The sequence below is a fragment of the Cryobacterium sp. PH31-L1 genome (genome assembly GCF_030063145.1).
Taxonomy (GTDB): Bacteria; Actinomycetota; Actinomycetes; order Actinomycetales; family Microbacteriaceae; genus Cryobacterium.
Genome location: NZ_JASISM010000008.1, coordinates 31,691 through 56,337 on the forward strand (window position 1 = coordinate 31,691; position 24,647 = coordinate 56,337).

Consider the following 24,647-nt stretch of genomic DNA (forward strand, 5'->3'; position numbering starts at 1 on the left):
GCGAGAATGTCTGCGAAACGAAGCGGGCAGCATCCGTTAGTGGCGCAATTGAAGCAGATACCGAACGGAAGGCGACGGCCGCAACCACCGCCTCCCGAAATCAGCCGCTTACGCCAGTGCAGTTACTATGCAGCGCCGTCGAACATCGAGGTGACCGAACCCTCGTCGAAGACCTCGTGGATGGCGCGGGCTAGCAGCGGAGCGATCGGCAGCACGGTGAGAGTCGGAAAACGCTTTTCCGGCGGGATCGGCAGGGTGTCGGTCACGACGACGGCGCTGATGGCCGGGTTCTGCAGCATGTCAACGGCCGGGTCGCTGAACACGGCGTGGGTAGCGGCGACGACGACGCCGATGGCGCCGGCCTCGCGCAGTGCCTCGGCGGCCAGGGCGATGGTGCGGCCGGTGTCGATCATGTCGTCAACGAGCAGGCAGACGCGGCCGCTCACCTGGCCGACGATCTCGTGCACGGAGACCCGGTTGGGCACGAGCGGGTCGCGACGCTTGTGGATGATGGCCAGCGGCACACCGAGGCGATCACTCCAGATGTCGGCGACGCGCACGCGGCCCATGTCTGGCGAGACCACGGTGAGCGTGGCCGGGTCGAGCTTCTCGCGGAAGTGCTCGAGCAGCACCGGCATCGCGAACAGGTGGTCGACGGGACCGTCGAAGAAGCCCTGGATCTGGGCGGCGTGCAGGTCGATCGACATGATGCGATCGGCGCCGGCGACCTTGAACAGGTCGGCGACCAGGCGGGCCGAGATCGGCTCGCGGCCGCGACCCTTTTTGTCTTGCCGGGCGTAGGGGTAGAACGGAGCGACCACGGTGATGCGCTTGGCGGAGGCCCGCTTGAGCGCATCGACCATGATGAGCTGTTCCATCAGCCATTCATTAATCGGAGCGGTGTGGGACTGGATGACAAAGGCATCCGAGCCGCGCACGCTCTCGTCGAACCTGGCATACAGTTCGCCGTTGGCGAAGGTGCGTGCGTCGGTGTGGAGCAGCTCTGAACCAAGCTCCGTGGCGATGTCGAGAGCGAGCTGCGGGTGCGCTCGCCCCGAAACCAGTACTAGTCGTTTATCGCCGCTGGTCTTGATTTCCGACACCTATTCTCCAGTCTTCGTGCTGTCCACGCGTTCTGTGTTGCTCAGGCTGGTGGTCGCGGCGTGAGCCGCGGCTGTGCCTGGACGGTTGGCGTGAACCCAGCCGTCCATGTTGCGTTGCGGAGCCACGTTGATGGCCAGTGCGCCGGCCGGTACGCTCTTGCGAACGACCGTACCCGCTCCCGTGTACGCCCCGTCACCAATTGTAATCGGCGCGACGAACACGTTGTGCGACCCGGTGCGCACGTGCGACCCGATCGCCGAGTGGTGTTTGGCCACGCCGTCATAGTTGGCGAAGATTGTTCCGGCACCGATATTCGACCCCTCGCCGACAGTGGCATCGCCCACATAGCTCAGGTGCGGCACCTTGCTGCCGGCGCCGATCTGGGCGTTCTTGGTCTCGACGAAGGCACCGATCTTGCCGTCGGCACCGAGCACGGTGTTGGGGCGCAGATAGGAGAACGGGCCGACGGATGCCCCGGCCTCGATCACCGCGAGGGTCGCGTCGGTGCGATTCACCCGGGCATTCTCACCGATCTCGCAGGCGCGCAGGGTCGTGTCCGGGCCGACGATGGCTCCGGTCGCCACGACAGTGGCGCCGACAATCTGCGTGCCGGGCAGCAGGGTGACGTCGGCCGCGAGCACGGCTTTGAGGTCGATCCAGGTAGTGGCCGGATCCTGCACGGTCACGCCGGCCAGCTGCCAGCCGCGCACGATCAGGGCGTTCAGCTTCTGGGCGGTATCGCCCAGCTGGGCGCGATCGTTGATGCCAGCGACGATCCAGGCGTCGGCGACCGGAACGGCGCTCACCTCGGAGCCGGCCCGGCGCAACAGCTCGATCACATCGGTGAGGTATTTCTCACCCTGAGCGTTCGCGGTGGTGAGCTGGGCGAGCTGCTCGCGCAGCGCGGCCAGGCCGAACAAGTAGACGCCGGCGTTGATCTCGGTGACGGCCAGTTCGGCCTCCGTCGCATCTTTCTGCTCGACGATGCGGTCGAACGCACCCTCCACCGAGCGGATGATGCGGCCATACCCGGTCGCGTCGTCCGGGTAGGCGGACAGCACCGTTCCCGCAGCGCTGCTCTGGCGGTGCGAGGCGATGAACGAGGCGAGCGTTGCGGCGTTCAGCAACGGTACGTCACCGTTGATGACGAGTACGTCACCGTCGAAATCGGCTGGCAGCGCGGCGACAGCCTGCTCCACGGCGCGGCCGGTGCCTGGAATCTCGTCCTGGTCTACGATCGTGCTCTCCGGCAGGTCTTCGGCCACGACGGCGGCCAGCAGGTCGCGTTCGTGCCGCACGACGGTAACGACGTAGGCCGCGTCGAGCGCCCGGGCGGTCGCGAGCACGTGGCTGACAATCGGCACGCCGGCAAGCGGATGCAGCAGCTTGGGCAGGCTGGACTTCATGCGGGTACCCTGGCCGGCGGCCAGAACAACAATGGCGAGGCGGGCGTCTGTCACAGGATTCCTAACGCATTTGGTGAAGAAAGTGAGGGCTCCGCCACCAGGATTCGAACCTGGACCGAACAACTCCAAAGGTTGCCGTGCTGCCGTTACACTATGGCGGACCATGCCGACCGAGGCCAGCAACCAGTCAAGTCTGCCAGATTCTTAGCGACGCGCAGCACCGCTGACCTCGGCCACGCGGCCACCGGGCGAAGAAACCCCCCGGTAAGCGGGATAATGGAGCAATGCCTGGCCATGATGAAGTCGACCGAATCGTCGATTCGTGGCTGCGCGAACGCCCCGATCTGGATTTCGCGCCGTTGCAGGTGCTCAGCCGCGTCGCCCGGTTGTCCAAGCACCTCGACCGGGCCCGCCGCACCGCCTTCTCCCGGTCGGAGCTCGCATCGTGGGAGTTCGACGTGCTCTCGGCCCTGCGCCGCGCCGGCACCCCCTACGAGCTCAGCCCGAAAGCCCTGCTGCAGCAGACCCTGGTTTCCAGCGGCACCATGACGAACCGCATCGACCGGCTCGTCGAGCGCGGGCTGGTGAAGCGCCGCTCCGCACCCAACGACGGCCGCGGCATCCTCGTTGGCATGACTCCGGCCGGTCTCACCCGAGTGGATGCCGCCATCACCCGGCTAGTCGACGCCGAGGCCGACCTGCTCGAAACTCTGTCGGTGACCGACCAGGAGCGGCTGGCCGCCCTGCTGCGAAAGCTCAGCCTCGACTTCGACTGAGACCGCGGGCAGCTACCGCCGCAAAGCCTTACGGGCGAGGTAATTTCCGAAGAACTGCACGAACTGCACCAGCACGATGATCAGCAGTACGGCCGCCCAGGTCACGATCGGGTTGAACTGGCGGTAGCCGTAGGTCAGGGCGAAGCTTCCGAGGCCACCGCCGCCGACGTAGCTGGCGACCGCCGACATGTCCACGAGCGCGACGAAGATGAACGTGTACCCGAGAATGAGCGGTCCGAGCGCTTCCGGCAGCAACACCGTGAAGATGATGCGAATCGGCCCGGCGCCGACACTGCGGGCCGCGTCGATCACGCCGGGCGTCACGGTGAGCAAGTTCTGCTCCACGATGCGGGCCATGGCGAAGGACGCCGCAAGGGCGATGGTGAAGATGATCGCATTATTGCCGATGCCGCTGCCGGTGACCGCACGGGCGAGCGGTTGCGCCGCCGCGAGAAAGATGATGAACGGAATCGGGCGAATGAAGTTGACCAGCAGGTTGAGCACGAAGAACACCGGCTTGTTGTCGAGAATGCTGCCGGCGCGGGTGACGTACAGGCCGAGGCCGACGATGAGGCCGCCGAGACCGCCGAAGACCAGGGTCAGGGCGACGATGTAGAGGGTCTCGTAGGTGGCCGTCCACAGTTCGGGCAGCAGATCGATCAGGGCATCCATCAGCGCACCTCCGTGACGGTCGTGAGCGTTCGAATCTGGGCCAGCACCGTGTCGATCACCGAGTCAGCGCCGGTGAGGGCGAGGGTGAGATGCCCGAAAGGGCGTCCCTGAATCTCGTTGATGCCGCCGTAGACGACCTCGAACGCCACGCCGGCGCTCGAGAACTCACCGAAAACCGCCTTCTGGTCGACCGCAGCGTCACGAAAGGCCAGCGTGACGATGCGCCCCGGGTGCCGGTCGCGCAGCACGGCGAGCTCGGCGGGCGACGGCACCCCCTTGACCACGGTCGAGACGAATCGAGCGGATGCCGCGGCTTGCGGGTTCGAGAACACGTCAAAGACCGGGCCACGCTCGATGACGCGCCCCTGGTCCATCACGGCGACCTTGGTGGCGATGGTCTGGATGACATCCATCTCGTGGGTGATCACGATGATCGTGACCCCGAATTCCGCGTTCACCCGTTTCAGCAGGGCGAGCACCTCGTGCGTGGTTTCCGGGTCGAGGGCGCTCGTGGCCTCGTCGGCGAGCAGGATTCTGGGCTGGGTGGCGAGGGCACGGGCGATGCCCACCCGCTGCTTCTGGCCGCCGGAGAGCTGGTCGGGAAAGGACCCGGCCTTGTCGGCGAGGCCGACGAAGTCGAGCAGTTCGGCCACCCGGGTGGCGCGCTTCTCCTTGGGATGCCCGGCCACTTCGAGCGGATAGGCCACGTTTCGAGCCACCGTGCGGGAGCCGAGCAGGTTGAACTGTTGAAAGATAATGCCGATACCGAGCCGCACCTGGCGCAGCTCGCGCTCACGCAGCGCGGCAATGTTCTGTCCGTTCACCCAGATCTCGCCGGAGGTCGAACGTTCGAGCGCGTTGACCAGCCGCACCAGGGTGCTCTTGCCGGCACCGGAATAGCCGATGATGCCGTAGATGTCACCGGCCTCGACGTCGAGACTGACGCCGTCGATCGCCGTGACGCTCGCGCCGTTCCTGGCCTGGGGCGGGTACACCTTGCCCACATTGCGCAGACTGACTACAGCCATCCGTTTGCCTCGCTCATTTCATACTTGAATCGCTGAACACACCAACGCAGCCCGGGGCGCGTGCTCCCCCGGACTGCGTTATTAGAGCGAATGCTTACTTGGCGGCCTTGATTTCGGCCTGAATACCGGCCAGGGACTCAACCAGGTCGGCCACCGGGGTGGTCAGCATGACCGCGGTGTCACCGGACACAGCGAACACGCCGTCCTGCACGGCCTGGGTGTTCTGGTAGATCTCGACGAGCTTCAGCAAGGTCTCGTTGTTCTTGTCTTCGTCGCGGGCAACGAAGATGTTGGCGTAGGGCAGCGCCTTCGAGTCGGTCGCGTCGTCGGTGGCGATGGCGTCCTCGAACTTGAGGCCGGCCTTCTCGGCGAAGTCATTGTTGATGATCGCGGCGGCGACGTCGGGCAGCGAACTCGCGGTGAGTGAGGCTTCGAGGGCCGTGACCTTGACCTTCGAGGCCGCTTCGTCGATGTCATCGATGCTGGAGTAGATCGTTCCGCCGTCGGTCAGCTCGATGAGCCCCTCGGACTGGAGCAGCACCAGGGCGCGGGCCTGGTTGCTGTCGTCGTCGGGCACGGCGACGGTGTCGCCCTTGACGATGTCGTCGACGGAGCTGTACTCGGAGGAGTACAGGGCGATCGGGTAGATGGCCGTTGCGCCGATCGGGGCCAGGTTGTCGCTGCTGGCCTCGTTGTACTCGGCCAGGTAGGCGATGTGCTGGAACTGGTTGAGGTCGACCTCTCCGGCCGCCAGCGCCGGGTTGACCTGCGGGTACTGCGCGAAGTCGACGAGTTCGATCTCGATCCCCTCGGCCGCGGCGGCCTCGGTGTAGACGGCCCAGTACGGGTCGCTGGCTCCGACGACGCCGATCTTGATGGCGTCACCGTCGGCGCCCGTGGCGGCTCCATCGGAAGCGCCGGCGCAGCCGGACAGCAGGGCGACCAGCGGGATGACGGCGAGGGCGGCGAGTATGTTCTTTTTCTTCACGATGATTCCTTCGAGCGATCTGGGGATTGGGCTCCCGGGCGCACCGCCATGACCGGTCAAACCAGAAGGCTGCGCCCACACGGGGCTTGGTACCGCGGCTGCGCGGGTACCCCTTAACGATACGTGCCGAAGCTGCGACGTGTGGCACGCACCGACACACTACGTCACAGCTTCTGCGACGTCAGCCCTCGATCAACTCGGTAAGTTCGACCCAGCGGGTTTCCAGCGTGGCGATGGTCTCTTCCAGTTCGGTCAGTTTCACGCCGAGCGCGCCGAGACCGGCGAAATCGGACTGATCGTGCGCGGCCAGTTTTTCGTGCTTGAGTGCGATGCGCTCCTGCAGTTTGACCACCTTGCGGTCGATCGAGCCGAGCTCCTTCTGGGCGTTGCGCAGTTCAGCGCCGCCCAGGCTGGGGATCTTCTTGGTCGAACCCGAAGCATCCGTTGGAGAACCGGCGGCCGGGCCGGCGACGGCCTTCCGGCGCACCTCGAGGTACTGGTCGACGCCGCCGGGCAGGTGGCGAAAGCCACCGTCCATGACCGCGTACTGGTTGTCGGTGACGCGCTCGATGAGGTACCGGTCGTGCGAAACGACGAGCAGGGTGCCGGGAAAGGAGTCGAGCAGGTCTTCCATGGCGGCGAGCATGTCGGTGTCGAGGTCGTTGGTGGGCTCGTCGAGGATGAGCACGTTCGGCTCGCTCAGCACGATCAGCAGCAGCTGCAGGCGGCGTTTCTGGCCACCGGAGAGGTCTTTCACCTGGGTGGTGAGCTGCGCGCTCAAAAAGCCCATGCGTTCGAGCATCTGGCCGGGCGTGATCTCTTTGCCACCGGCCATGTAGCTGGTCTTCTGACGGCCGATGACGTCGCTCACGCGGTCGTTGCGAATCTCGTCGAGTTCGAACAGCTGCTGGGTGAGCACGGCCACCTTGATGGTCTTGCCGCGTTTGACCGTTCCTTCGCTCGGCTGCAGGGTGCCGGCGACAAGGTTCAGCAGGGTGGACTTGCCGGCCCCGTTGACGCCCATGATTCCGGTGCGCTCCCCCGGCGCGATGCGCCAGGTGATGTCGTTCAGCACGGTCTTCTCGCCGAACTTCACGCCGATGTCGATGAGGTCGACGACGTCCTTGCCGAGCCGCTGCATGGCCATCGACTGCATCGTGACGGTGTCGCGGGGCGGCGGCTCATTCTCGATCAGCACGTTGGCGGCATCGATGCGGAATTTGGGCTTGGCGGTGCGGGCCGGTGCGCCGCGGCGCAGCCAGGCCAGCTCCTTCTTCATGAGGTTCTGTCGCTTGGACTCGACCACGCTACTCATGCGGTCGCGCTCCACGCGCTGCAGGATGTAGGCGGCGTAGCCCCCCTCAAAGGGTTCGATCAGGCGGTCGTGCACCTCCCAGGTGATGTTGCAGACCTCGTCGAGGAACCACCGGTCGTGGGTGACGACCACGAGGCCGCCACTCTGGGCGGCCCAGCGGGTCTTGAGGTGGCCGGCGAGCCAGGAGATGCCCTCCACGTCGAGGTGGTTGGTGGGCTCGTCGAGAAAGATGCAGTCGTAGTCGCCGATGAGCACCGCGGCGAGGGCCACCCGGCGGCGCTGGCCACCGGAGAGGTCGTCGACCAGGGCGTCCCAGGGGATGTCGCGCACGAGGCCGCCGATGACGTCGCGCACCTTGGCGTCGCCAGCCCAGACGTGTTCTTCGATGCCGCCGACGATGGTGTGGCCGACGGTCTGGCCGCTGGCGAGGTCGTCGGACTGGTCGAGCATGCCGATGGTGACGCCGCGGCGACGGGTGACTCGGCCTTCGTCGGGTTCTATGCGGCCGGCCAGCAGGCGCATGAGGGTGGACTTGCCGTCGCCGTTCTTGCCGACGACGCCGATGCGGTCGCCCTCGTTGAGGCCGGCGGTGACGCTGTCAAAGATAACGCGGGTGGGAAATTCGAGGTGCAGGGACTCAGCCCCGAGAAGATGTGCCATAGCCTCCGAGTTTACGGCACGCCGAAGTGTTAAATGAGGCGAGCCCCGTGCACCGGGCCGCTGGCTCGCACGACCTTGAGGCGGGAGGCAGAGAGAGCGACCTGCAGTTCGAGCGCGGTGTCGGCATCCGCTACCAGAAAAGCCACGGTCGGGCCGGAGCCGGAGAGAATGCCGGCGAGGGCGCCGTTCTCTTCGCCGAGCTGGAGCACCTTGCCGAGCCCGGGTGCGAGGTGCAGCGCTGGAGCCTGCAGGTCGTTGTGCAGCACGTCGGCGAGCATGTGCGGGTCGCCGGCGCGCAGTGCCTGCAGCACGTTCGCGTCGACACTGGGCTGATGCTCGGCCGGAAAGATGTCCTGCGCGTGGCGATCGCGGTGCCGGTCGAGCTCCTGGTACACGCTGGGCGTCGACATACCAAAGTCAGCCAGGGCGAGTACCCACTGGAATTTTCCTTTGGCCAGCGCCGGGCTCAGCTGGTCGCCGCGACCGGTTCCGATGGCGGTGCCGCCGGTGAAGGAGAACGGTACGTCGGCGCCGAGGGTGGCGGCAATGGCTAGCAGCTCGTCCTTCGTGGCGCTGGTCCCCCACAGGGCGTCGCAGGCGAGCAGCGTGGCTGCGGCGTCGGCCGAGCCTCCGCCCATCCCGCCGGCGATGGGCACGTTCTTCTCGATCTCGAGGTGCACCCCGCCGCGATAGCCGGTCTTGCGGGCGAGGGCCCTGGCTGCCTTGATGGCGAGATTGCTGCCGCCGGTGGCGAGGCCGGAGGTGTCGATGCTGCCGCTGAACTCGACCGAGAAATCACTGGCAGGTGTGGCGCGCACATCCTCGAACAGGGAGACGGCCTGGTAGGCGGTCGCGAGGTCGTGGTAACCGTCTTCCATGACGGCGCCGACCTTGAGGAAGACGTTGATTTTGCCCGGTGCCCGCGCGTGCACAGCGGTGGTGCCGGCGGTCGTCATCATGCTTTTAACTTAGCCCAGCCTGTGTGCCTGCACCGACCGCCGCCGCAGCTACGCGGGTGACCAGACGCGCGCGATGGCGAGAAAATCGTGCACGGTGAGCTGCTCGCCCCGCGCCTGCGGGTCGATACCCGCCGCGCTCATCAGAGCGGATGCCGTGGCCGAGTCCCCAAGGACGACCGACAGCGACTGCCGCAACATCTTGCGGCGCTGCTGAAAAGCGGCGTCGACGAGCGCGAAGGTCCTGAGCCGGAGCTCCTCGGATTCCAGCGGCTGGGGCCGCCGGTCGAAGGCGATGAGGATCGAGTCGACGTTGGGGACCGGCCAGAACACCTGGCGGCTTACCTTGCCGGCGGTGCGAAAATCACCGTACCAGGCGGCTTTGACGCTCGGGCTGCCGTAGATCTTGTTGCCGGGCGGGGCTGCGAGGCGTTCGCCGACCTCGGCCTGCACCATGACGACACCGGCGCGAATCGACTTGAAGTGCTCGAGCAGGTAGAGCAACACCGGCACAGAAACGTTGTAGGGCAGGTTGGCGACGAGCCGGGTGGGGTCGCCGGGCAGCTCGGTGATTTTCAGAGCATCGGCACGGATGACCGACAGTCTGGCGCCGGGCTGCATGAGTTCGACGGTGAGTGGCAGCTGCTCGGCCAGGCGGTCGTCGATTTCAACGGCGACGACGGCGGCGCCGACCTCGAGCATGCCGAGGGTGAGCGAGCCGAGGCCCGGTCCGACCTCGACCACGGTGTCGGCCGGTGCGACCCGGGCGACCTTGACGATGCGCCGCACAGTATTGCCGTCGATGACGAAGTTCTGGCCGAGCTTCTTGGTGGGGTTGACGCCGAGCATCTCGGCGAGGTCGCGAATCTCAGCCGGACCGAGGAGGGTCTTTGCGGGCTTCGGCTCGTCAGCAGCGTCCGTCATGCGATGCCGCCGCGCGGGGTGAGGTCCGGGCCTGGATCGTCGTGGGCGGCCGTGACCGGTTCGGCGTCCCAGCGGCCGTAGACCAGCTCGGTGTTGGCGGTGATTTGAGCGGAGAGCAGGGAGACGTCCGTTTCGAGGTGGGCGGCCATGCCGCGCAGCGTGTTCGGCAGCAGGTAGGGCGCGTTGGGCCGGCCGCGGTAGGGCAGCGGGGTGAGGAAGGGGGCATCCGTTTCGGCCAGTAGCAGGTTGCGTGGGGCGGCGAACAGGGCGTCGCGCAGCATGGAGGCGTTCTTGAATGTGACGTTGCCGGCGAACGACATATACCAACCATGATCTGCGCAGAGGCGCGCCATGTCGGCGTCTCCGGAGAAGCAGTGAAAGACGGTGCGTTCGGGGGCGCCCACCTTGAGCAGGGTCTCGATGACGGCTTCGTGGGCGTTGCGGTCGTGAATCTGCAGCGCCAGGTTGTTCTCCTTGGCAATGCGAATGTGCGCCTCGAAGGAGCGAAACTGGGCGGCGCGGCCTTCTTCGCCGGTGCGAAAGAAGTCCAGGCCGGTCTCGCCGACCGCGACCACGCGCGGCTGTCCGGCCAGTTCGTTGATGACGGCGAGTGCGTCGTCCAGGGTTCCGGCTTCTTCGAGCGCTGGGGCCTCGTTGGGGTGAATCGCGACGGCGGCCAGCATGCGCGGCTCGATCAGGGCGCAAGCGGCCGACCAGCGGGAGGTTTCCACGTCGCCGCCGACCTGGATCACCCCGCGCACGCCGACGCTCGAGGCGCGATCGAGCTGTTCCCGATAGCTGAGCGGATGCTCGCCGTCACTGATTTCGAGGTGGGTGTGGTTGTCGTAGACGGGCACCGTGAGCGGTTCGGGCAGTGGCGGGTAGCTCAGGTCACGGCCCTGAGTATTCTCGCGCCTTCGAATGGCGCTGCCGTAGCCGTCAACGCCTCCGTCGAGACTGGTGAGCGCGTTGCTAGGCATCGGCCGGCTCCACGATTGACTCGATACGCGGAAACAGCGGCTCGAGCGGGCTGACGTGTTTGCCGCCGGTCCACTCCCAGGCCCGGTCGACGCGCTGGTCGGCGAGCGCGCCGTCGCCGCCGAGAGCGGTCCACAGCTTTGCGGTGGCGATGGGAATGACCGGCGAGAGCAGCACCGTGAGGGTGCCGAGGCCGCCCACGGCGGTGTGCAGCACGGTCTCCAGTCGGGCCCGGGTGTCCGGGTTCTTGGCCAGCGCCCACGGCTCCTGCAGGGTGATGTAGCCGTTGAGCTCGTCGACCAGTTCCCACACGCTCGCTAGGGCGTCGTGGATGGCGAGGGTCTCAATGAAGGCGCGCGAGGCATCCGTCACTCGCTGTTCGGTCGCCGCAATCGCGAGGTCGTCAGCAGTCAACGCACCAGCTTCGGGCACGACGCCGTCGCAATACCGCACGACCATGGCGATCACGCGGGAGGCGAGGTTGCCGAAGCCGTTGGCGAGCTCGGACTGGTAGCGGGCCGAGAGGTCTTCCCAGCTGAACGAGCCGTCCTGGCCGAAGCTGATGGCGCGCATGAAGTAGTACCGAAAGGCGTCGGAGCCGAAGGTGTCGGTGATCTGGCGCGGCGCGATACCGGTGAGCTTGGACTTGCTCATCTTCTCTCCACCGACCAGCAACCAGCCGTGGCCGAAGACCTGCTTGGGCACCTCTATACCGGCGGCCATGAGCATAGCCGGCCAGATGACGGCGTGAAAGCGCAGGATGTCCTTGCCGACGATGTGCGTGGCGGGCCAGCGGCTGGCGAATTCCTCGTCGTTCTGGCCGTAACCGGCCGCGGTGATGTAGTTCAGGAGGGCGTCGAACCAGACGTAGACGACGTGCGATTCGTCCCACGGAACTTTGATGCCCCAGTCGAAGCTCGACCGGGAGATCGACAGGTCGCTCAGGCCGCGCCTGACGAAGGAAATGACCTCGTTGCGGGCCGCTTCCGGCTGCACAAAGTTGGGGTTCTCCTCGTACAGGGCCAGCAGTCGGTCGGCGAAGGCACTCATCTTGAAGAAGTAGTTCTTCTCGTGCAGCAGCTCGACCGGCTTGGAGTGGATCGCGCAGACCGGCTGACCGGCATAGTCACCGGTGCCGTCGACGAGGTCGCTGGTCTGCTTGTACTCCTCGCAGCCGACGCAGTAGTAACCCTCGTACTCGCCGGTGTAGATGTGGCCCTCATCGTGGAGGTGCTGCAGAAACTTCTGCGCGTTCACCTCGTGGCGTTCGTCCGTGGTGCGGATGAAGTCGTCGTTGGCAATATCTACGGTCTCCAGCAACGGCTTCCAGGCGGTCTCGACCAGGCGGTCGGCCCATTCCTTGGGCGTGACGCCGTTGGCGATGGCGGTGCGCAGAATTTTCTGGCCGTGTTCGTCGGTGCCGGTGAGTAGCCAGGCGTCATCGCCGGACTGCCGGTGCCAGCGCGCGAGCACGTCGGCAGCGACCTCGGTGTAGGCGTGCCCGATGTGCGGCACATCATTCACGTAGAAAATGGGCGTGGTGATGTAAAAAGAGCCAGCGGACATGCGTTCATCTTATGCGCCAGGCCACCGCCTATCCTCCCTGTTACGCCGGGCGGGCCCTCGCGGCCTAACCGAGCGGAAAGGCCGACCGGTCGGGTTTCGGCGCGGATGCGCCGGTCTTGGCCTGCAGTGCGTGCTCGTAGAGTTCGCGCTTGCCGAGGCCGCTGGCCGCCGACACGTCGGCCGCGGCATCTTTCAAGCGGATGCCGCCCGCCACCAGGTCGAGCACCTCGGCCACACCCATGGCCAGGTCCAGTACCCGCACTTCAGCACCCGCAACGACGATGCAGATCTCGCCGCGCACGCCGGCCGCCGCCCACTCGGCCAGTTCGGCCGCCGTGCCGCGCTTGACCTCTTCGAAGAATTTGGTCAGTTCGCGGCAGACCACGACCCGGCGGTCAGCTCCAAGCGTTGCCGCGAGGTCAAGCAGGGAGTCGGCCAGACGGTTGGGCGATTCGAAGAACACCATGGTGCGGCGTTCTGCGGCGAGGTCTCGCAGCAGCTTGATCCGCTCACCGTGCCTACGCGGCAGGAAGCCTTCGAAGGTGAACCGGTCGGTCGGCAGCCCGGAGACGGCGAGAGCGGTCAGCACTGCGGACGGACCGGGCAGGGCGGTGACCTGCACGCCGGCCGCCACCGCGGCATCCACCAAATGAAAGCCGGGATCGGAGACGGTGGGCATTCCGGCGTCGCTCAGCACGAGAATGTCGACGTCGCGGGCCAGTTCGACCAGTTCGGCGGCCTTGCCGCGTTCGTTGTGGTCGTGCAGGGCCATGAGCTTGGGCCGATTCTCGATGCCGAGGGCTTTGAGCAGGTGCACGGTGACGCGGGTATCCTCGGCGGCCACGATCGTGATCGTACTGAGGGTCTCGATCAGGCGCCGGGAGGCGTCGCCGAGATTTCCGATCGGGGTGGCAGCAAGGATGATCATGCTGCAATTCTCGCAGCCCTGGGCGAGCCTTTCGTTCGTCGCTTGCTCGGTACGATGGTCAGGTGCTCGCAACTAGTCGATGGGTTCGCTGGGGCGCGCCCCTCCTCGTGGTCCTGCTGGCCGCCGGATTACGTTTGTGGAACCTCGGCGTGCCGCACGCGCTCGTCTTTGACGAGACCTTTTATGTGAAGGACGCCTGGACCCTCTTCAATAACGGGTATGAGTCCACCTGGCCGGCCGACGCCAATCCCCTGTTCGAGGCAGGGCAGACCGACATCTTCACGACGGATCCGTCGTTCGTGGTGCACCCGCCGCTCGGCAAATGGCTCATCGCCCTCGGCATGAACCTGCTCGGCCCCGTCAACCCGTGGGGCTGGCGCCTGGCCACCGTGGTGGTCGGGGTGCTCGCGGTAGTGCTCATCATGCTCGTGGCCCGCAAGCTGTTCCAGTCGCGCCTACTGGCCCTGATCGCTGGTTTTCTGCTCGCCATCGACGGTCATGCCATCGTCATGAGTCGGGTTGCTCTGCTCGACAACTTCGTGATGTTCTTCGCACTGCTCGGTTTCGGAGCGATCCTGATGGATCGGCAGTGGCACGCGACGCGTCTGGCCGCCCGACTGGCCGGGGTGAGCGACGTCGGCTGGGGCCCCGCCCTATGGTGGCGACCGTGGCTGCTCGCCGCCGGTCTCGCCTTCGGGCTGACCAGTTCGGTGAAATGGTCGGGGCTGTATTTTCTGGCCGCTTTCGGTGTCTACCTCGTTGTCGTCGACGCGCTCGCCCGACGCCGTAACGGCATCACTTTCTGGGCCAGTGCCGCCATCCTGAAGCAGGCCCCTACCACGTTCCTGCTTCTGGTTCCCGTGGCCGTCACCACGTTCTTCGTGTCCTGGACGGGCTGGTTCGTCACCCGCGGCGGGTACTACCGGGAGTGGGCAGACGCGGCTGGAGCGGCCTGGACCGGACCACTCGCCTGGGTTCCGCACACCCTGCAGAGTTTCTGGCACTACCAGGCGGCCGCCTACACCTACCACGTGGGCCTCGCCACACCGCATCCGTACCAGGCCAACCCGCTGACCTGGCTGTTCATGATCCGCCCGACCAGCATGTACTACCGCGGTTCCAGTCAGGGCGAACTCGGCTGCCAGTTTCAGAACTGCTCCGAGGCGATCACCTCGGTCGGCAACCCGCTGATCTGGTGGGCGGCGACGGCCGCTCTGTTCTATCTGGTCTATCGACTGGCCCGCTACCGGGAGTGGCGGGTCGGCCTCATTCTCATGGGCATGGTCGCCGGCTACCTGCCGTGGCTGATGTACCTGAACCGCACAGTTTTTCAGTTTTACACCATCGCATTCGAACCCTATCTTCTGCTCGGGCTCGTTTTCGTCATCGGCATACTCCTCAAACGAGTTCCCGACCTGGCCAGGCCGGAACATCGGCATTCAGCACATTCGCAGGTGTACGAATATGACCCCCAACCGCGGGCCGGAGCCCTTAGCGCCGTCACTGTCGGCCTCGGGGTGGCGCTGCTGCTGAGCGCGTTCTTCTTCCCGGAGTGGACCGGAATGCAGACTCCATTCGCGTTTTGGCAACTCCACATTTGGATGCCAAGTTGGCGATAGATCGGTCAGATACATTCCATTTTTGGCATATACTGACTGAGAATGCTGTGTGAATGACACACAGATTCGGCTACGGCGAACGTAGACTGACGATTATCTGCTCCACGAGTAATCGCTCGCATCCCGGCTGAGAAGTCCCGATCCACTAAGGCCTCATGTCGGAAGCACTAGCCGCACCCTCGGTCCGCATCATCAGGACCCGGCCGGGTGGAGACACGAAGAATCCCACAACCGAATATTCGGCACTCCTGCACACCGTGCGCAATCTCGGCCTTCTCGGCCGTCGCACCGGCTTCTACTGGATGGTCTTCTCCATTCTGGTCGTGGCCACCCTCGGCGCTGCCGCCGGTTTCGTCCTGCTGGGTGATACCTGGTACCAGCTGATCATCGCGGCCGCCCTCGGCCTCATCTTCACCCAGTTCGCCTTTTTGGCCCATGAAGCCTCGCACCGCGCCGTGTTCACCTCCGGTAAGGCGAATGACCGCGCCGGGCGCGTGCTCGCCAATCTGTTCGTCGGCATCAGCTACGCCTGGTGGATGACCAAGCACAGCCGTCACCACGCTCAGCCGAACGTGATCGGCAAGGACCCGGACATCGAGCCCGACTTCATCGTGTTCCGCGAGGAAGACGCTGCCAAGGTCAGCCGATTCGGCGCTATTGTCACCCGCAAGCAGGGCTACTTCTTCTTCCCCCTGCTCATGTTCGAAGGCATCAACCTGCACATCCAAGGTTTCAAGACCGTCTTTGGCAAGAACAAGGTCAGCGAACGCTGGGTCGAGATCACGATGCTCGTCACGCGCCTCACCGCCTACTTCGCCGTCATTTTCTACTTTCTGCCTCTCGGCATGGCGTTCGCCTTCATCGGCGTGCAAATGGCCGTATTCGGCGTCTACATGGGCGCATCGTTTGCTCCCAACCACAAGGGGATGCCGCAGCTTCCGGCCGAAAGTCGCGTCGACTTTCTGCGCCGCCAGGTTCTCACCAGCCGCAACATTCGCGGTGGCACCTTCATCGACACCTACATGGGTGGGCTCAACTACCAGATCGAGCACCACCTCTTTCCGAACATGGCCCGCCCGCACTTGCGGAAAGCGCAGGAGATCGCCAAGGAATACTGCATCTCCCACGACGTGAAGTACACCGAAACCGGCGTCTTCGAGAGCTACGGCATCGTCATCGCCTACCTCAACAAGGTGGGCCTCGCCGCGCGTGACCCCTTCGACTGCCCGATGGTGCAACGCTTCCGTACGCACTAGTTTTCAGACACTATGAGGCAGGCCGTTTCCCCGTCGGGAGGCGGCCTTTTTCACGCCCATCGGTCGGTACGGGTGGGTATTGCGGCATTGGTACCCAAAGTACGACGATCTTGTTAGGATGAGATTCGATTCTTGGGGGATGCACATGGCTGGTAGCACGGAGCGCGGTCTGATCGGGCTCACCAGCCTCGCTCTCGCCATTGGCTTGGTCGCCCTACTCTCCCCCACTGCGAATGCCGACACCGCGTCGGACACCGCCAGCGTTGCGATTCTGGGCGGTGCCCTCACTGCCGTCGTCTCCGCACCGACCCAGATGACTCCGGTCGTGCTCGACGGCCGTTTGAGTCAGGCCTCGGTCGGTCGATCTGCCGAGTGGACGGTAACGAACGGCCGCGGTTCCAGCGCAGCCTGGTGCCTTTCGGTGAGCGCGACCGACTTCGTGAGCGCTGCAGGAACGTTTGACACACTCGAACGCACTCTCCCGGCGAAAAACCTGACCATCACGCCCGGAATCGTCACGGCTGGAACCAGCGAGGGTGCCGATGCGGCACCGACGACCGAGCCGGTCAGCGTCTCCAACCAGCCGCAGGCATTGGTCTGGACCAGCACGCTCGGCAAGGGCAGCTTCACTCTCACGCCCGAATTCAGCCTCAGCATTCCCCCCAACGCCTACCGGTCCAATTTCTCCGGCGCCGTCGACGGATCAGCCGTGAATCCCTTCGTCTCGGTTCTCACCTTCACGATCGCCTGATAGCGTCTGCGAGAAAGACATGTCTGCGCGAACCTTGATCCAATACTGACTGGCGCAGTGTCCGAGATCTGGGACCAGCGTGTGAGAATAGTTTTACCGCCTCATTCGGGGGTCATACCGAATACCAGCTAAAGGTCCACCGCATGTCACACCGTCCCGCCGTACGCCGCCCATTGCGCGCACCGCGCCTACTGCACCGTCTGGCGCTGGCGGCAGTCGTCGTCGTGCTGGCCCCGTTACTGGCCACCGTGGCGATCGCCGCACCGGCAGCCGCTATCGATGACGGGACCCTCGGCATCCGCCCGGAATTGGAATCGGACTTCTTTCATATCGATCTCGCGCCCGGTGCGGCGATCGAGGCCAACGCTATAGTCAGCAACCACACGGATGCCCCGGTCACTCTCCTGAACTACGCGGTGGACGGCCAGAGCACCGAGCAGGGCGCATTTGCCCTCGCCGCACAGTCCGACGTGCAAACCGCCGTGGGCAGTTGGGTAACCCTCGATGCCGCATCGATTACGATTCCCGCCAACTCCGAACTCACGGTCCCGTTTCGCCTCAGCGTGCCCGCGACGGCGACGCCAGGTGACTATGCCGGCGGTTTGATCATTCAGAGCCCGCCCGTTGAGGGTGCAACGACGACGGACAGCGGGGATGCTGCGCTGCGCCTGGACGTCATCCAGCGCCAGGGTGTGCGCATTTACCTCACCGTTGCCGGCACCGCAAAGACCCAGCTGAGCCACGGCACCCTGAGTTGGGAACGCTCCGGCGACGAGGTCACCTTCACGCTGCCCATCGAGAACACCGGCAACACCATTCTGTATCCGACGGCGCACCTGGGCCTGAACAGCCTGATCGGTGTCACGACGGAACTGCAATTCGCGACGCCGGAGAGCATCCTCCCCGGCGCCACGCTCAATCTGGAGGCCACGCTGCCGCAGGCTGCGTTCATTCAGGTCGGAAGCGCCGACGCCGAACTGATCTCCGACGCGGGAACCGAGCAGATCAGCACCACCTTCAACTATGTGCCGTGGTGGATCCTGCTGATCCTGCTGCTGCTCGTGGCGCTGATCGCGTTCGGCGCCTGGCGCCTGACCGTGTTTGTGCGGCGCGCCCGCCGGGCCCTCGCTCAGGTCGCGCAGACCGCCCAAACCCCGCAGGCCGACCTGGCCGAGCTGGCCGACTCCGATAACGACGCGCCCCTGCGTCGACTACGGCGATGACTCACCCGCACACACCCCGACGCCGCCCAGCGCGATTCGGGGGCCGCCGAACACACCTCATCGCCCTGCCAGCCCTCACGATTCTCGTGCTCTTAGGCGGTTTGCTCGTGCCGCAGTCCCGCGCCGAGGCTGCCACATCGACGGTCGACCTCAAGACGGCCGGCAGCTATTCGGTACTCGCCAGGAACGCCATCGCGAATACCGGCACCAGCGCGCTGAGCGGCAACGCCGGAACCAGCCCGGGCACCGCGATCACCGGATTCCTGCCCGGAATCCTGACCGGAAGCATCCACGCCGGCGACAGCCACGCCACTGCCGCCCAGGCCGACCTCGTCGCCGCATATACTGACGCCGCCGGCCGGGTACCAACCACCAGCCTGGCCGGTGACCTGGCCGGGCGCACCCTCACGGCCGGCGTCTACAAGTCCACCGCGGCCCTCGCCGTTAGCACCACCCTCACGCTGGACGCCCAGAACGACCCCACCGCCGTCTTCATCTTTCAGATCGACGCGGCGTTCAACACCGCGGCGGCCAGCAGCATTGTGCTCGCCAACGGGGCCCAGGCCTCGAACGTTTTCTGGCAGGTGGTCGGCGCGGTCTCCCTCGGCGCGGCCTCGTCGTTCACCGGCAACATCCTCGGCCTCGCCGCCATCTCGATCGGGGCCGGAACGACCTTGATCGGCCGCGCGCTGACTTCCGATGGCGCCATCTCCATGGCGAGCAACATATTCATGACCGAGCCACCGCTGAACCTGCGAACCGCGGGCAGCTATTCGGTTTTGGCCGGGGCATCCGTTGTGAATTCAGGCGGAACGACCCTGAGCGGCTTTCTCGGAGTGAGCCCCGCTACCAGCGTGTCCGGATTTCCACCCGGGCTCGTCACAGGCAGCACCCACCTCGGCACGGCCGAGAGTGCGCAGGCGCAGATCGACCTACAGCTCGCCATCAACGATGCGGCCGCACGCACCCCCACCGCCACCTTGAGCGGAAATTTGGGTGGGCAAACCTACAATGCTGGAGTGTATGCCGCCCCGGGCAGCCTGACCGTGGGTTCATCCGTCACCTTCGACGGTCAGGGCAACCCGAATGCCGTCTTCATCTTCCAGCTCGACGGAGACCTGACGACGAGCGCCGGCACCACGGTGCGGCTCATCAATGGGGCGCAGGCCTCGCGGGTGTTCTGGCAGGTGGATGGCGTCGTGCAGCTGGGCGCGGCATCCGCCTTCTCGGGCATCATCGTCGGTCAGGGCGCCATCACCGTGGGCACCCATACGAGTTTCACCGGCCGCGCCCTCACCCGATCCGGCACCGTCGCCCTGGGCAGCAACGCCTTCACGACGGAACCGGTGGTCAATCTCGGCAGCGCGAGCACGTACGCGATTCTCGCGACGACATCGGTCGCCAACACCGGAAACTCGTCGTTGGACGGGGATATCGGCGTGAGCCCGGGCACTGCGGTCACCGGCTTTCCGCCGGGAGTGCTGACGGGCACCATCCACGGCGGCGACACCGCCGCTGCCGCCGCCCAGATCGACCTCGCCGCAGCCTACAAGGACGCCGCGGCGCGGCCGGCGACCGCTGCGATTTCGGGCGACCTCGCCGGCCGCACGCTCACATCGGGGGTCTACAAGTCGACCGCGGCCCTCGCGATCAGCACGACACTCACCCTCGACGGCCAGGGCAACCCCAACGCCATCTTCATCATCCAGGTGGATGCGGCCTTCAACACAGCCGCGGGCAGCATCGTCGTTCTCACCAACGGGGCGCAGGCCTCGCGGGTCTATTGGCAGATCGCCGGGGCAGTGTCGCTGGGGGCGGCATCCGCTTTCTCAGGAACGATCGTCGGCATGGCCGCGATCTCGATCGGGGCCGGGGTCGGATTCGTCGGACGGGCACTGACGGCGAACGGCGCCGTGAGCATGAGCACGGCAAGTTCCACCAGTCCGGCGCCGGCCGCCGGTGACCTCACCGCCACAACGGCCGGCGCGACGCTGTCAGCGGTGACCCTGTTGGGCACGGACAGCCAGTTCGCCACGGGGTTGTCGAGCCAATGGTCGATCGTCGACGCGCGCGGCACCGGAGCAGCCTGGACCCTCTCGGTGAGCGCGACCGCGCCGACCAGCGCGGTCGGCACGGTCGAAACCGTCGAGCGGGTGTTGCCTGTCGAGAACCTCTCCATCACACCGGGGGCGATCACGACCGGCCCCAACACCGATGCCGCGACCGGCATCACCGCGCCCACGCTCGCCCTGTCCGCCAGCCCACAGACCCTGATCGCCACGTCGGGCCCGAACCGGGGCACCTACCTGCTCACGCCGGCCTACAGCCTCATGATTCCGGCCAACGCGTACCGGTCGAACTACTCGGGTGCTATCGACGCATCAACCATGAACCCTTACGTCACGGTGATCACGTTCACCATTTCCTGACCGGTTCCGTTGCGCGCCAGCCCCCATTCTGGGCATTGCGCCAACCTTGAGCTAACGCTGATTCAACCCTGCGTGACGAACCCACTTTTTGCGTGTCCCCCGTGTGAGGATTGATTTATCGCCTCCGGAACTCAGTCTTAGCGGATAACGAGTTCGGTTTGTAACCTGCGACATCCACTACCCCACACTTGCGTGGCCACGCTGTTTCGCGTGACTGCATCACCAGCATCAATAGAAGGGCACACCATGCGCGCATTCACGAAGACTGCAGGAATCATCATCGCCACCGGAATCCTGTTCAGCGTCGCCCTCTCCCCCGCCCAAGCGACGACCGACACGGTCGACGCTACGGTCAGCGCCGGCAACCTCACCGCCAACGGAACCACGCCGAAGAACATGACCGGCGTCGCACTTGACGGCGTCAGCGCCAAGGCCTCTACCGGAACCCCCGCGCCGTGGACCATCACGAACGCCCGCGGCACCAACGCCGGTTGGTCACTCTCGGTCAGCGCCACCGACTTCGTCAGCGCTGCTGGGACGGTCGACACCATCGCTCGCACCCTGCCGGCCGAAAACCTCACCATCACGCCTGGCGTGATCACCGCTGGCACCGGTTCCGACCCGGCACCTCTCGCCAGCCCCGTTGTCCTGCCCGCAGCTGGCCAGACCAGTGCAACACTCGTCAGCACGGCGACCCTCGGCAAGGGCACCTACACCCTCACCCCGACCTTCAGCCTGAACATCCCGGCCAACACCTTCCGCTCGAACTTCTCGGCCGCGGTCGGCAGCACCGCCGTCAACCCCTACGTGTCGACCATCACGTTCACCATCGCGTAGCCACCATTCTCGGCCGGTCCTTCGGGTGGACCGGCCGCGTAACGCCCCGCACCTCACGGTGCGGGGCGTTGTTGGGTTAAGCCCACGCGTGCGGGTGCCGTAATATGAAGACGATGACAGCGTACGTCTCAGCCCTGGACCTATTTTCCATTGGAATCGGCCCGTCCAGTTCCCACACGGTGGGTCCGATGCGTGCTGCCCGCGTTTTCGCCGAAAACCTCGTGTCCACCGGCCGCCTGGCCGAGGTGGGGCGCATCCGCTGTTCCCTGTTTGGATCGCTCGGGTCAACCGGTCTCGGCCACGGCACGCCCGATGCCGTCCTCGCCGGGCTGACCGGGCTGCGCCCGGAGACCTGCGACCCCGACCAGGTGCGTTCAGCCTGGTCTGGCCTTGGCGAGGGTGCCACCCTCACTTTGCTCGGCGGGCACCGCATTCCGATTAGCGTGGACGACGTGCGCTTCGAGCCGCGCACCCGTCTGCCCGGCCACCCCAACGCGCTCACCCTCTCGGCCTGGTCGTCCGACAGCCCAGCGGATGCCGCCCCGCTGCTCGAGGAGACGTTCTACTCGATCGGCGGCGGGTTCATCCGCCGCGGCACCGAACGCTCGAGTGCCCAGGCCAGTGTCACCCAGCCGCTCCCCTACGATTCCAGTACCGAATTGCTCGCCCTGTGCGACGCCCACGACCTCACCATCTGCGACGTCGCCCGCCGCAACGAAGAGGCGATACACGGCACCGCAGCGCTCGACGCTGGCCTCGACGCCATTTGGGATGCCATGCACACCTGCGTGGAGGCCGGGCTCAATCACACGGGAACTCTGCCGGGCGGCCTCAAGGTCAAGCGTCGGGCCGCCGCTGTACGTATGCGCCTGGAGGAATATGATGGGCTGCCGCTACACGACCGCGACACCTCGACCGAATGGCTGCACGCCTTCGCGCTCGCCGTGAACGAGGAAAACGCGGCCGGCGGCCGGGTGGTAACCGCGCCGACCAATGGGGCGGCCGGCATCATCCCGGCCGTCGGCCACTACTACCTGCGCTTCGTCCCCGGAGCGGATGCCGCCGGCATCCGTCGGTACCTGCTCACCGCTGTGGCCATCGGGTCGCTGGTGAAGGCCAATGCGTCCATCTCCGGAGCCGAGGGCGGCTGCCAGGCCGAGGTGGGCGCGGCCTGCGCCATGGCTTCCGGCGCGCTCTGCGCTGTGCTCGGCGGCACTCCACGACAGGTGGAGAATGCGGCCGAGATTGCCATGGAGCACCACCTCGGGCTCACCTGCGATCCGGTCGGCGGCCTCGTGCAGGTCCCCTGCATCGAGCGCAACGCCATTGCCTCGTCGACCGCCGTGTCGGCAGCCCGGCTGGCGCTGCACGGCGACGGAACCCACTTGGTCTCGCTCGATACCGTCATTGAAACCATGCGGCAGACCGGACTCGACATGATGACCAAGTACAAAGAAACCAGCGAGGGCGGACTCGCGGTGAACGTCGTCGAGTGCTGAGCATGTGCCCTGAACGGGGGTAGGCCGTTCTGTGGCGGCGCCACGTCAGCGGCCTAAGCTGGCTGAACGTGTGCATCGACGAGGTCGCAGCACGCCTCTTGAAAGGGTTGAATCATTCGCAGCACACTCTCACGCCGTCCGTGGGGCATCATTGGTGCCGCTCTCCTGCTCGTAACGATGGTTGGCTGCGCCGGCGAACCGACACCGGCCGTGACGGTGACCATCACGCCCACCGTGACTCCGGTGCCCAGCCCCACACCGACGCCGACGCCCTCTCCCACTCCCACCGAGGAGGCGGCGCTCATTCCGAACCCGACGGTGCCCGACCTCATTCCCAACGCGGAACCTGTGCCCTTGCCGCAGGGCCCCGCCGTCGACCAAGGCAGCACGCCCGGTGCCCGGGGCACCACCACGGCTGATGGCGCCGGGGCGCTGCTCACCTACACTGTGGTCGAGGGCGACGCATTTTTCGACATTGCCCAACGGTTCAATATTCCGGTGCAGTTGCTGCTCACCATGAACCCCTCGGTGCCCGGGCTCGGCGAGAACATCTACATCAAGCAGATCATCAACCTGGACTGGACCACCACACGCTAGCCTGCGGGTGCCGACGGCGCCAGTGCCACTGTGTCGCCGAAGTCCGATGCCGCCGAAGTCCGGCGTGCTGTAGCACGGTGTCGCTGACTCACTGCGTCGCCGGACGACTCATTCCAGCCCGGTTCCACCCGGTGTCGGTGGCCGCCGCTAGCCTTGAAGCATGAGTTCACCCGTTCCATCTTCGCCCGTCGTCTCCAGCCCCGTCGTCTCCAGCCCCGTCGTCTCCAGCCCCGTCGTTTCCAGCCCTGCTGTCTCAACGCAGTGGCTAGCCGACCATCTCGGTTCCGACAACCTGGTCATTCTCGATGCCACAGTGTTCGCCCTGGCCCCGTCCACGACCGAATCCGGCGCCGCTGGCCCCCGCTACGTCAGTGGGCGAGACGATTACCTCACCAAGGGACACATCCCGGGGGCCGTGTTCGCCGACCTGTTCGAGGTGTTCTCCGACCCGGCTGGTGAGTTTGATTTCTCAAAACCCAGCGCCGACCTGTTTGAGAAGGCTGCGGCATCCGTTGGTGTCGACAACGGCACAACCGTGATCGTTTACGACGCCGCGATCGGCCAGTGGGCGGCCCGCATCTGGTGGTTGTTCCGCGCGTTCGGCTACGACGATGTCGCCGTACTCGACGGGGGCCTCAGTAAGTGGCACGCCGAAACTCGTCCCTTCGCTACCGGCGGCGTGCGCCCGCGAATGGCCGCCGGTTTCACTGCCACGCCTCGTCCCGAGCTGTGGGTCGACAAGGCCTTCGTCGAGTCGATCGTGGCTGGAACAGCGAACGCCGCCCTCGTCTGTTCCCTGCCGCCGGCGGAATTCGCCGGAACGACCGGCTCGCGACCCCGGCCCGGGCACATTCCCGGCAGCGTCAGTCTGCCCGCTGGCACACTCGTCGACCCGGCCACAAACGCTTTCCTGCGCGGGTCCCCGCTCGACGCGGCACTTCTCCCGGCCCGCTCTGCCGCCGCATCGGTCACTTCCGAGCACCTCGTGACTTACTGCGGCGCCGGCATCGCTGCGGCCGCGAGCGCCCTTGCCCTTGTCCGTGCCGGCAACACACACGTATCGATCTACGACGGTTCACTTAATGAGTGGGCTGCCGACGCCAACGCACCGTTGAACGCGCCCGGTGTGTAAACC

General features: G+C 65.8%; 21 protein-coding genes and 1 tRNA gene. 10 read left to right on the forward strand and 12 right to left on the reverse strand.

Annotation, left to right across the window (positions count from 1 at the left end):
• Nucleotides 1-125: 125 nt before the first annotated feature.
• The 3 genes from QMF22_RS15135 to QMF22_RS15145 all read right to left on the reverse strand — a co-directional run bounded on the left by QMF22_RS15135 (nucleotide 126) and on the right by QMF22_RS15145 (nucleotide 2,671).
• Nucleotides 126-1,103, reverse strand: a complete 978-nt coding sequence (locus tag QMF22_RS15135; protein WP_092340644.1) for a ribose-phosphate diphosphokinase — start codon at nucleotides 1,101-1,103, stop codon at nucleotides 126-128.
• Entirely contained in the window at nucleotides 1,104-2,564 is a 1,461-nt protein-coding gene (gene glmU, locus QMF22_RS15140; RefSeq protein ID WP_283455104.1) for a bifunctional UDP-N-acetylglucosamine diphosphorylase/glucosamine-1-phosphate N-acetyltransferase GlmU, read from the reverse strand.
• A gap of 35 nt (nucleotides 2,565-2,599) precedes the next feature.
• A tRNA-Gln gene (locus tag QMF22_RS15145) sits at nucleotides 2,600-2,671 on the reverse strand.
• A 123-nt stretch (nucleotides 2,672-2,794) separates the two neighbouring features.
• Here QMF22_RS15145 and QMF22_RS15150 point away from each other — a divergent pair.
• Entirely contained in the window at nucleotides 2,795-3,286 is a 492-nt protein-coding gene (locus QMF22_RS15150) for a MarR family winged helix-turn-helix transcriptional regulator (RefSeq protein WP_283455106.1), read from the forward strand.
• Between the two features lie 12 nt (nucleotides 3,287-3,298).
• On the opposite strand, the gene QMF22_RS15155 is transcribed toward QMF22_RS15150, so the two are convergent.
• The 9 genes from QMF22_RS15155 to rsmI all read right to left on the reverse strand — a co-directional run bounded on the left by QMF22_RS15155 (nucleotide 3,299) and on the right by rsmI (nucleotide 13,301).
• Nucleotides 3,299-3,958, reverse strand: a complete 660-nt coding sequence (locus QMF22_RS15155) for a methionine ABC transporter permease (RefSeq protein ID WP_283455109.1) — start codon at nucleotides 3,956-3,958, stop codon at nucleotides 3,299-3,301.
• Entirely contained in the window at nucleotides 3,958-4,986 is a 1,029-nt protein-coding gene (locus QMF22_RS15160) for a methionine ABC transporter ATP-binding protein (RefSeq protein WP_283455111.1), read from the reverse strand. The genes QMF22_RS15155 and QMF22_RS15160 overlap by 1 nt, the downstream gene beginning before the upstream one ends.
• 94 nt (nucleotides 4,987-5,080) lie before the next feature.
• Complete coding sequence (locus QMF22_RS15165) at nucleotides 5,081-5,974, reverse strand: MetQ/NlpA family ABC transporter substrate-binding protein (protein ID WP_349357105.1); 894 nt, start codon at nucleotides 5,972-5,974, stop codon at nucleotides 5,081-5,083.
• 181 nt (nucleotides 5,975-6,155) lie between these two features.
• A complete protein-coding gene (locus QMF22_RS15170) occupies nucleotides 6,156-7,949 on the reverse strand; it encodes an ABC-F family ATP-binding cassette domain-containing protein (RefSeq protein ID WP_283455113.1) in 1,794 nt (597 codons plus the stop codon).
• A 29-nt stretch (nucleotides 7,950-7,978) separates the two neighbouring features.
• Entirely contained in the window at nucleotides 7,979-8,905 is a 927-nt protein-coding gene (locus QMF22_RS15175) for a 4-(cytidine 5'-diphospho)-2-C-methyl-D-erythritol kinase (RefSeq protein ID WP_283455258.1), read from the reverse strand.
• A gap of 51 nt (nucleotides 8,906-8,956) precedes the next feature.
• Nucleotides 8,957-9,829, reverse strand: coding sequence for a 16S rRNA (adenine(1518)-N(6)/adenine(1519)-N(6))-dimethyltransferase RsmA (gene rsmA, locus QMF22_RS15180; protein WP_283455115.1), 873 nt, complete (start codon nucleotides 9,827-9,829; stop codon nucleotides 8,957-8,959).
• Complete coding sequence (locus QMF22_RS15185) at nucleotides 9,826-10,809, reverse strand: TatD family hydrolase (RefSeq protein WP_283455117.1); 984 nt, start codon at nucleotides 10,807-10,809, stop codon at nucleotides 9,826-9,828. The genes rsmA and QMF22_RS15185 overlap by 4 nt, the downstream gene beginning before the upstream one ends.
• A complete protein-coding gene (gene metG, locus QMF22_RS15190; RefSeq protein ID WP_283455118.1) occupies nucleotides 10,802-12,373 on the reverse strand; it encodes a methionine--tRNA ligase in 1,572 nt (523 codons plus the stop codon). Before metG ends, QMF22_RS15185 begins: the two co-directional genes overlap by 8 nt.
• 64 nt (nucleotides 12,374-12,437) lie before the next feature.
• The gene (rsmI, locus tag QMF22_RS15195) at nucleotides 12,438-13,301 is read right to left on the reverse strand and encodes a 16S rRNA (cytidine(1402)-2'-O)-methyltransferase (protein WP_283455120.1); all 864 of its coding nucleotides are present in this window, start codon (nucleotides 13,299-13,301) and stop codon (nucleotides 12,438-12,440) included.
• A 62-nt stretch (nucleotides 13,302-13,363) separates the two neighbouring features.
• Between rsmI and QMF22_RS15200 the strand changes: the two genes are divergently transcribed.
• From QMF22_RS15200 to QMF22_RS15240, 9 genes are all read left to right on the forward strand, one after another.
• Nucleotides 13,364-14,920 (forward strand): dolichyl-phosphate-mannose--protein mannosyltransferase, encoded by a 1,557-nt coding sequence (locus QMF22_RS15200; protein ID WP_283455122.1) that lies wholly within the window; start codon nucleotides 13,364-13,366, stop codon nucleotides 14,918-14,920.
• Nucleotides 14,921-15,075: 155 nt separating this feature from the next.
• Nucleotides 15,076-16,176: a fatty acid desaturase family protein gene (locus QMF22_RS15205; RefSeq protein ID WP_283455124.1), complete on the forward strand. Its 1,101-nt coding sequence runs from the start codon at nucleotides 15,076-15,078 to the stop codon at nucleotides 16,174-16,176.
• 145 nt (nucleotides 16,177-16,321) lie between these two features.
• On the forward strand, nucleotides 16,322-16,927 hold the full coding sequence (locus QMF22_RS15210; RefSeq protein ID WP_283455126.1) for a hypothetical protein: 606 nt from the start codon (nucleotides 16,322-16,324) through the stop codon (nucleotides 16,925-16,927).
• A 143-nt stretch (nucleotides 16,928-17,070) separates the two neighbouring features.
• The gene (locus tag QMF22_RS15215) at nucleotides 17,071-18,150 is read left to right on the forward strand and encodes a WxL protein peptidoglycan domain-containing protein (protein WP_283455128.1); all 1,080 of its coding nucleotides are present in this window, start codon (nucleotides 17,071-17,073) and stop codon (nucleotides 18,148-18,150) included.
• Complete coding sequence (locus QMF22_RS15220) at nucleotides 18,147-20,579, forward strand: ice-binding family protein (protein WP_283455130.1); 2,433 nt, start codon at nucleotides 18,147-18,149, stop codon at nucleotides 20,577-20,579. The genes QMF22_RS15215 and QMF22_RS15220 overlap by 4 nt, the downstream gene beginning before the upstream one ends.
• A gap of 246 nt (nucleotides 20,580-20,825) precedes the next feature.
• The gene (locus QMF22_RS15225) at nucleotides 20,826-21,416 is read left to right on the forward strand and encodes a WxL domain-containing protein (RefSeq protein ID WP_283455132.1); all 591 of its coding nucleotides are present in this window, start codon (nucleotides 20,826-20,828) and stop codon (nucleotides 21,414-21,416) included.
• 113 nt (nucleotides 21,417-21,529) lie between these two features.
• Entirely contained in the window at nucleotides 21,530-22,915 is a 1,386-nt protein-coding gene (locus tag QMF22_RS15230) for an L-serine ammonia-lyase (RefSeq protein WP_283455260.1), read from the forward strand.
• A 210-nt stretch (nucleotides 22,916-23,125) separates the two neighbouring features.
• Nucleotides 23,126-23,512, forward strand: a complete 387-nt coding sequence (locus tag QMF22_RS15235) for a LysM peptidoglycan-binding domain-containing protein (protein WP_283455134.1) — start codon at nucleotides 23,126-23,128, stop codon at nucleotides 23,510-23,512.
• A 160-nt stretch (nucleotides 23,513-23,672) separates the two neighbouring features.
• Entirely contained in the window at nucleotides 23,673-24,644 is a 972-nt protein-coding gene (locus QMF22_RS15240; protein ID WP_283455135.1) for a sulfurtransferase, read from the forward strand.
• Nucleotides 24,645-24,647: the final 3 nt, after the last annotated feature.

Excerpts from the sequence above, each read along its gene's own strand:
- QMF22_RS15225 (WP_283455132.1), top strand. The coding sequence starts at position 20,826 with ATGCGCGCATTCACGAAGACTGCAGGAATCATCATCGCCACCGGAATC.
- QMF22_RS15185 (WP_283455117.1), bottom strand. The coding sequence starts at position 10,809 with ATGCCTAGCAACGCGCTCACCAGTCTCGACGGAGGCGTTGACGGCTAC.
- QMF22_RS15220 (WP_283455130.1), top strand. The coding sequence starts at position 18,147 with ATGACTCACCCGCACACACCCCGACGCCGCCCAGCGCGATTCGGGGGC.
- QMF22_RS15155 (WP_283455109.1), bottom strand. The coding sequence starts at position 3,958 with ATGGATGCCCTGATCGATCTGCTGCCCGAACTGTGGACGGCCACCTAC.
- QMF22_RS15210 (WP_283455126.1), top strand. The coding sequence starts at position 16,322 with ATGGCTGGTAGCACGGAGCGCGGTCTGATCGGGCTCACCAGCCTCGCT.
- rsmI (WP_283455120.1), bottom strand. The coding sequence starts at position 13,301 with ATGATCATCCTTGCTGCCACCCCGATCGGAAATCTCGGCGACGCCTCC.
- metG (WP_283455118.1), bottom strand. The coding sequence starts at position 12,373 with ATGTCCGCTGGCTCTTTTTACATCACCACGCCCATTTTCTACGTGAAT.
- QMF22_RS15205 (WP_283455124.1), top strand. The coding sequence starts at position 15,076 with ATGTCGGAAGCACTAGCCGCACCCTCGGTCCGCATCATCAGGACCCGG.
- QMF22_RS15215 (WP_283455128.1), top strand. The coding sequence starts at position 17,071 with ATGTCACACCGTCCCGCCGTACGCCGCCCATTGCGCGCACCGCGCCTA.
- QMF22_RS15175 (WP_283455258.1), bottom strand. The coding sequence starts at position 8,905 with ATGACGACCGCCGGCACCACCGCTGTGCACGCGCGGGCACCGGGCAAA.
- QMF22_RS15170 (WP_283455113.1), bottom strand. The coding sequence starts at position 7,949 with ATGGCACATCTTCTCGGGGCTGAGTCCCTGCACCTCGAATTTCCCACC.
- QMF22_RS15240 (WP_283455135.1), top strand. The coding sequence starts at position 23,673 with ATGAGTTCACCCGTTCCATCTTCGCCCGTCGTCTCCAGCCCCGTCGTC.
- QMF22_RS15160 (WP_283455111.1), bottom strand. The coding sequence starts at position 4,986 with ATGGCTGTAGTCAGTCTGCGCAATGTGGGCAAGGTGTACCCGCCCCAG.
- QMF22_RS15230 (WP_283455260.1), top strand. The coding sequence starts at position 21,530 with ATGACAGCGTACGTCTCAGCCCTGGACCTATTTTCCATTGGAATCGGC.
- rsmA (WP_283455115.1), bottom strand. The coding sequence starts at position 9,829 with ATGACGGACGCTGCTGACGAGCCGAAGCCCGCAAAGACCCTCCTCGGT.
- QMF22_RS15150 (WP_283455106.1), top strand. The coding sequence starts at position 2,795 with ATGCCTGGCCATGATGAAGTCGACCGAATCGTCGATTCGTGGCTGCGC.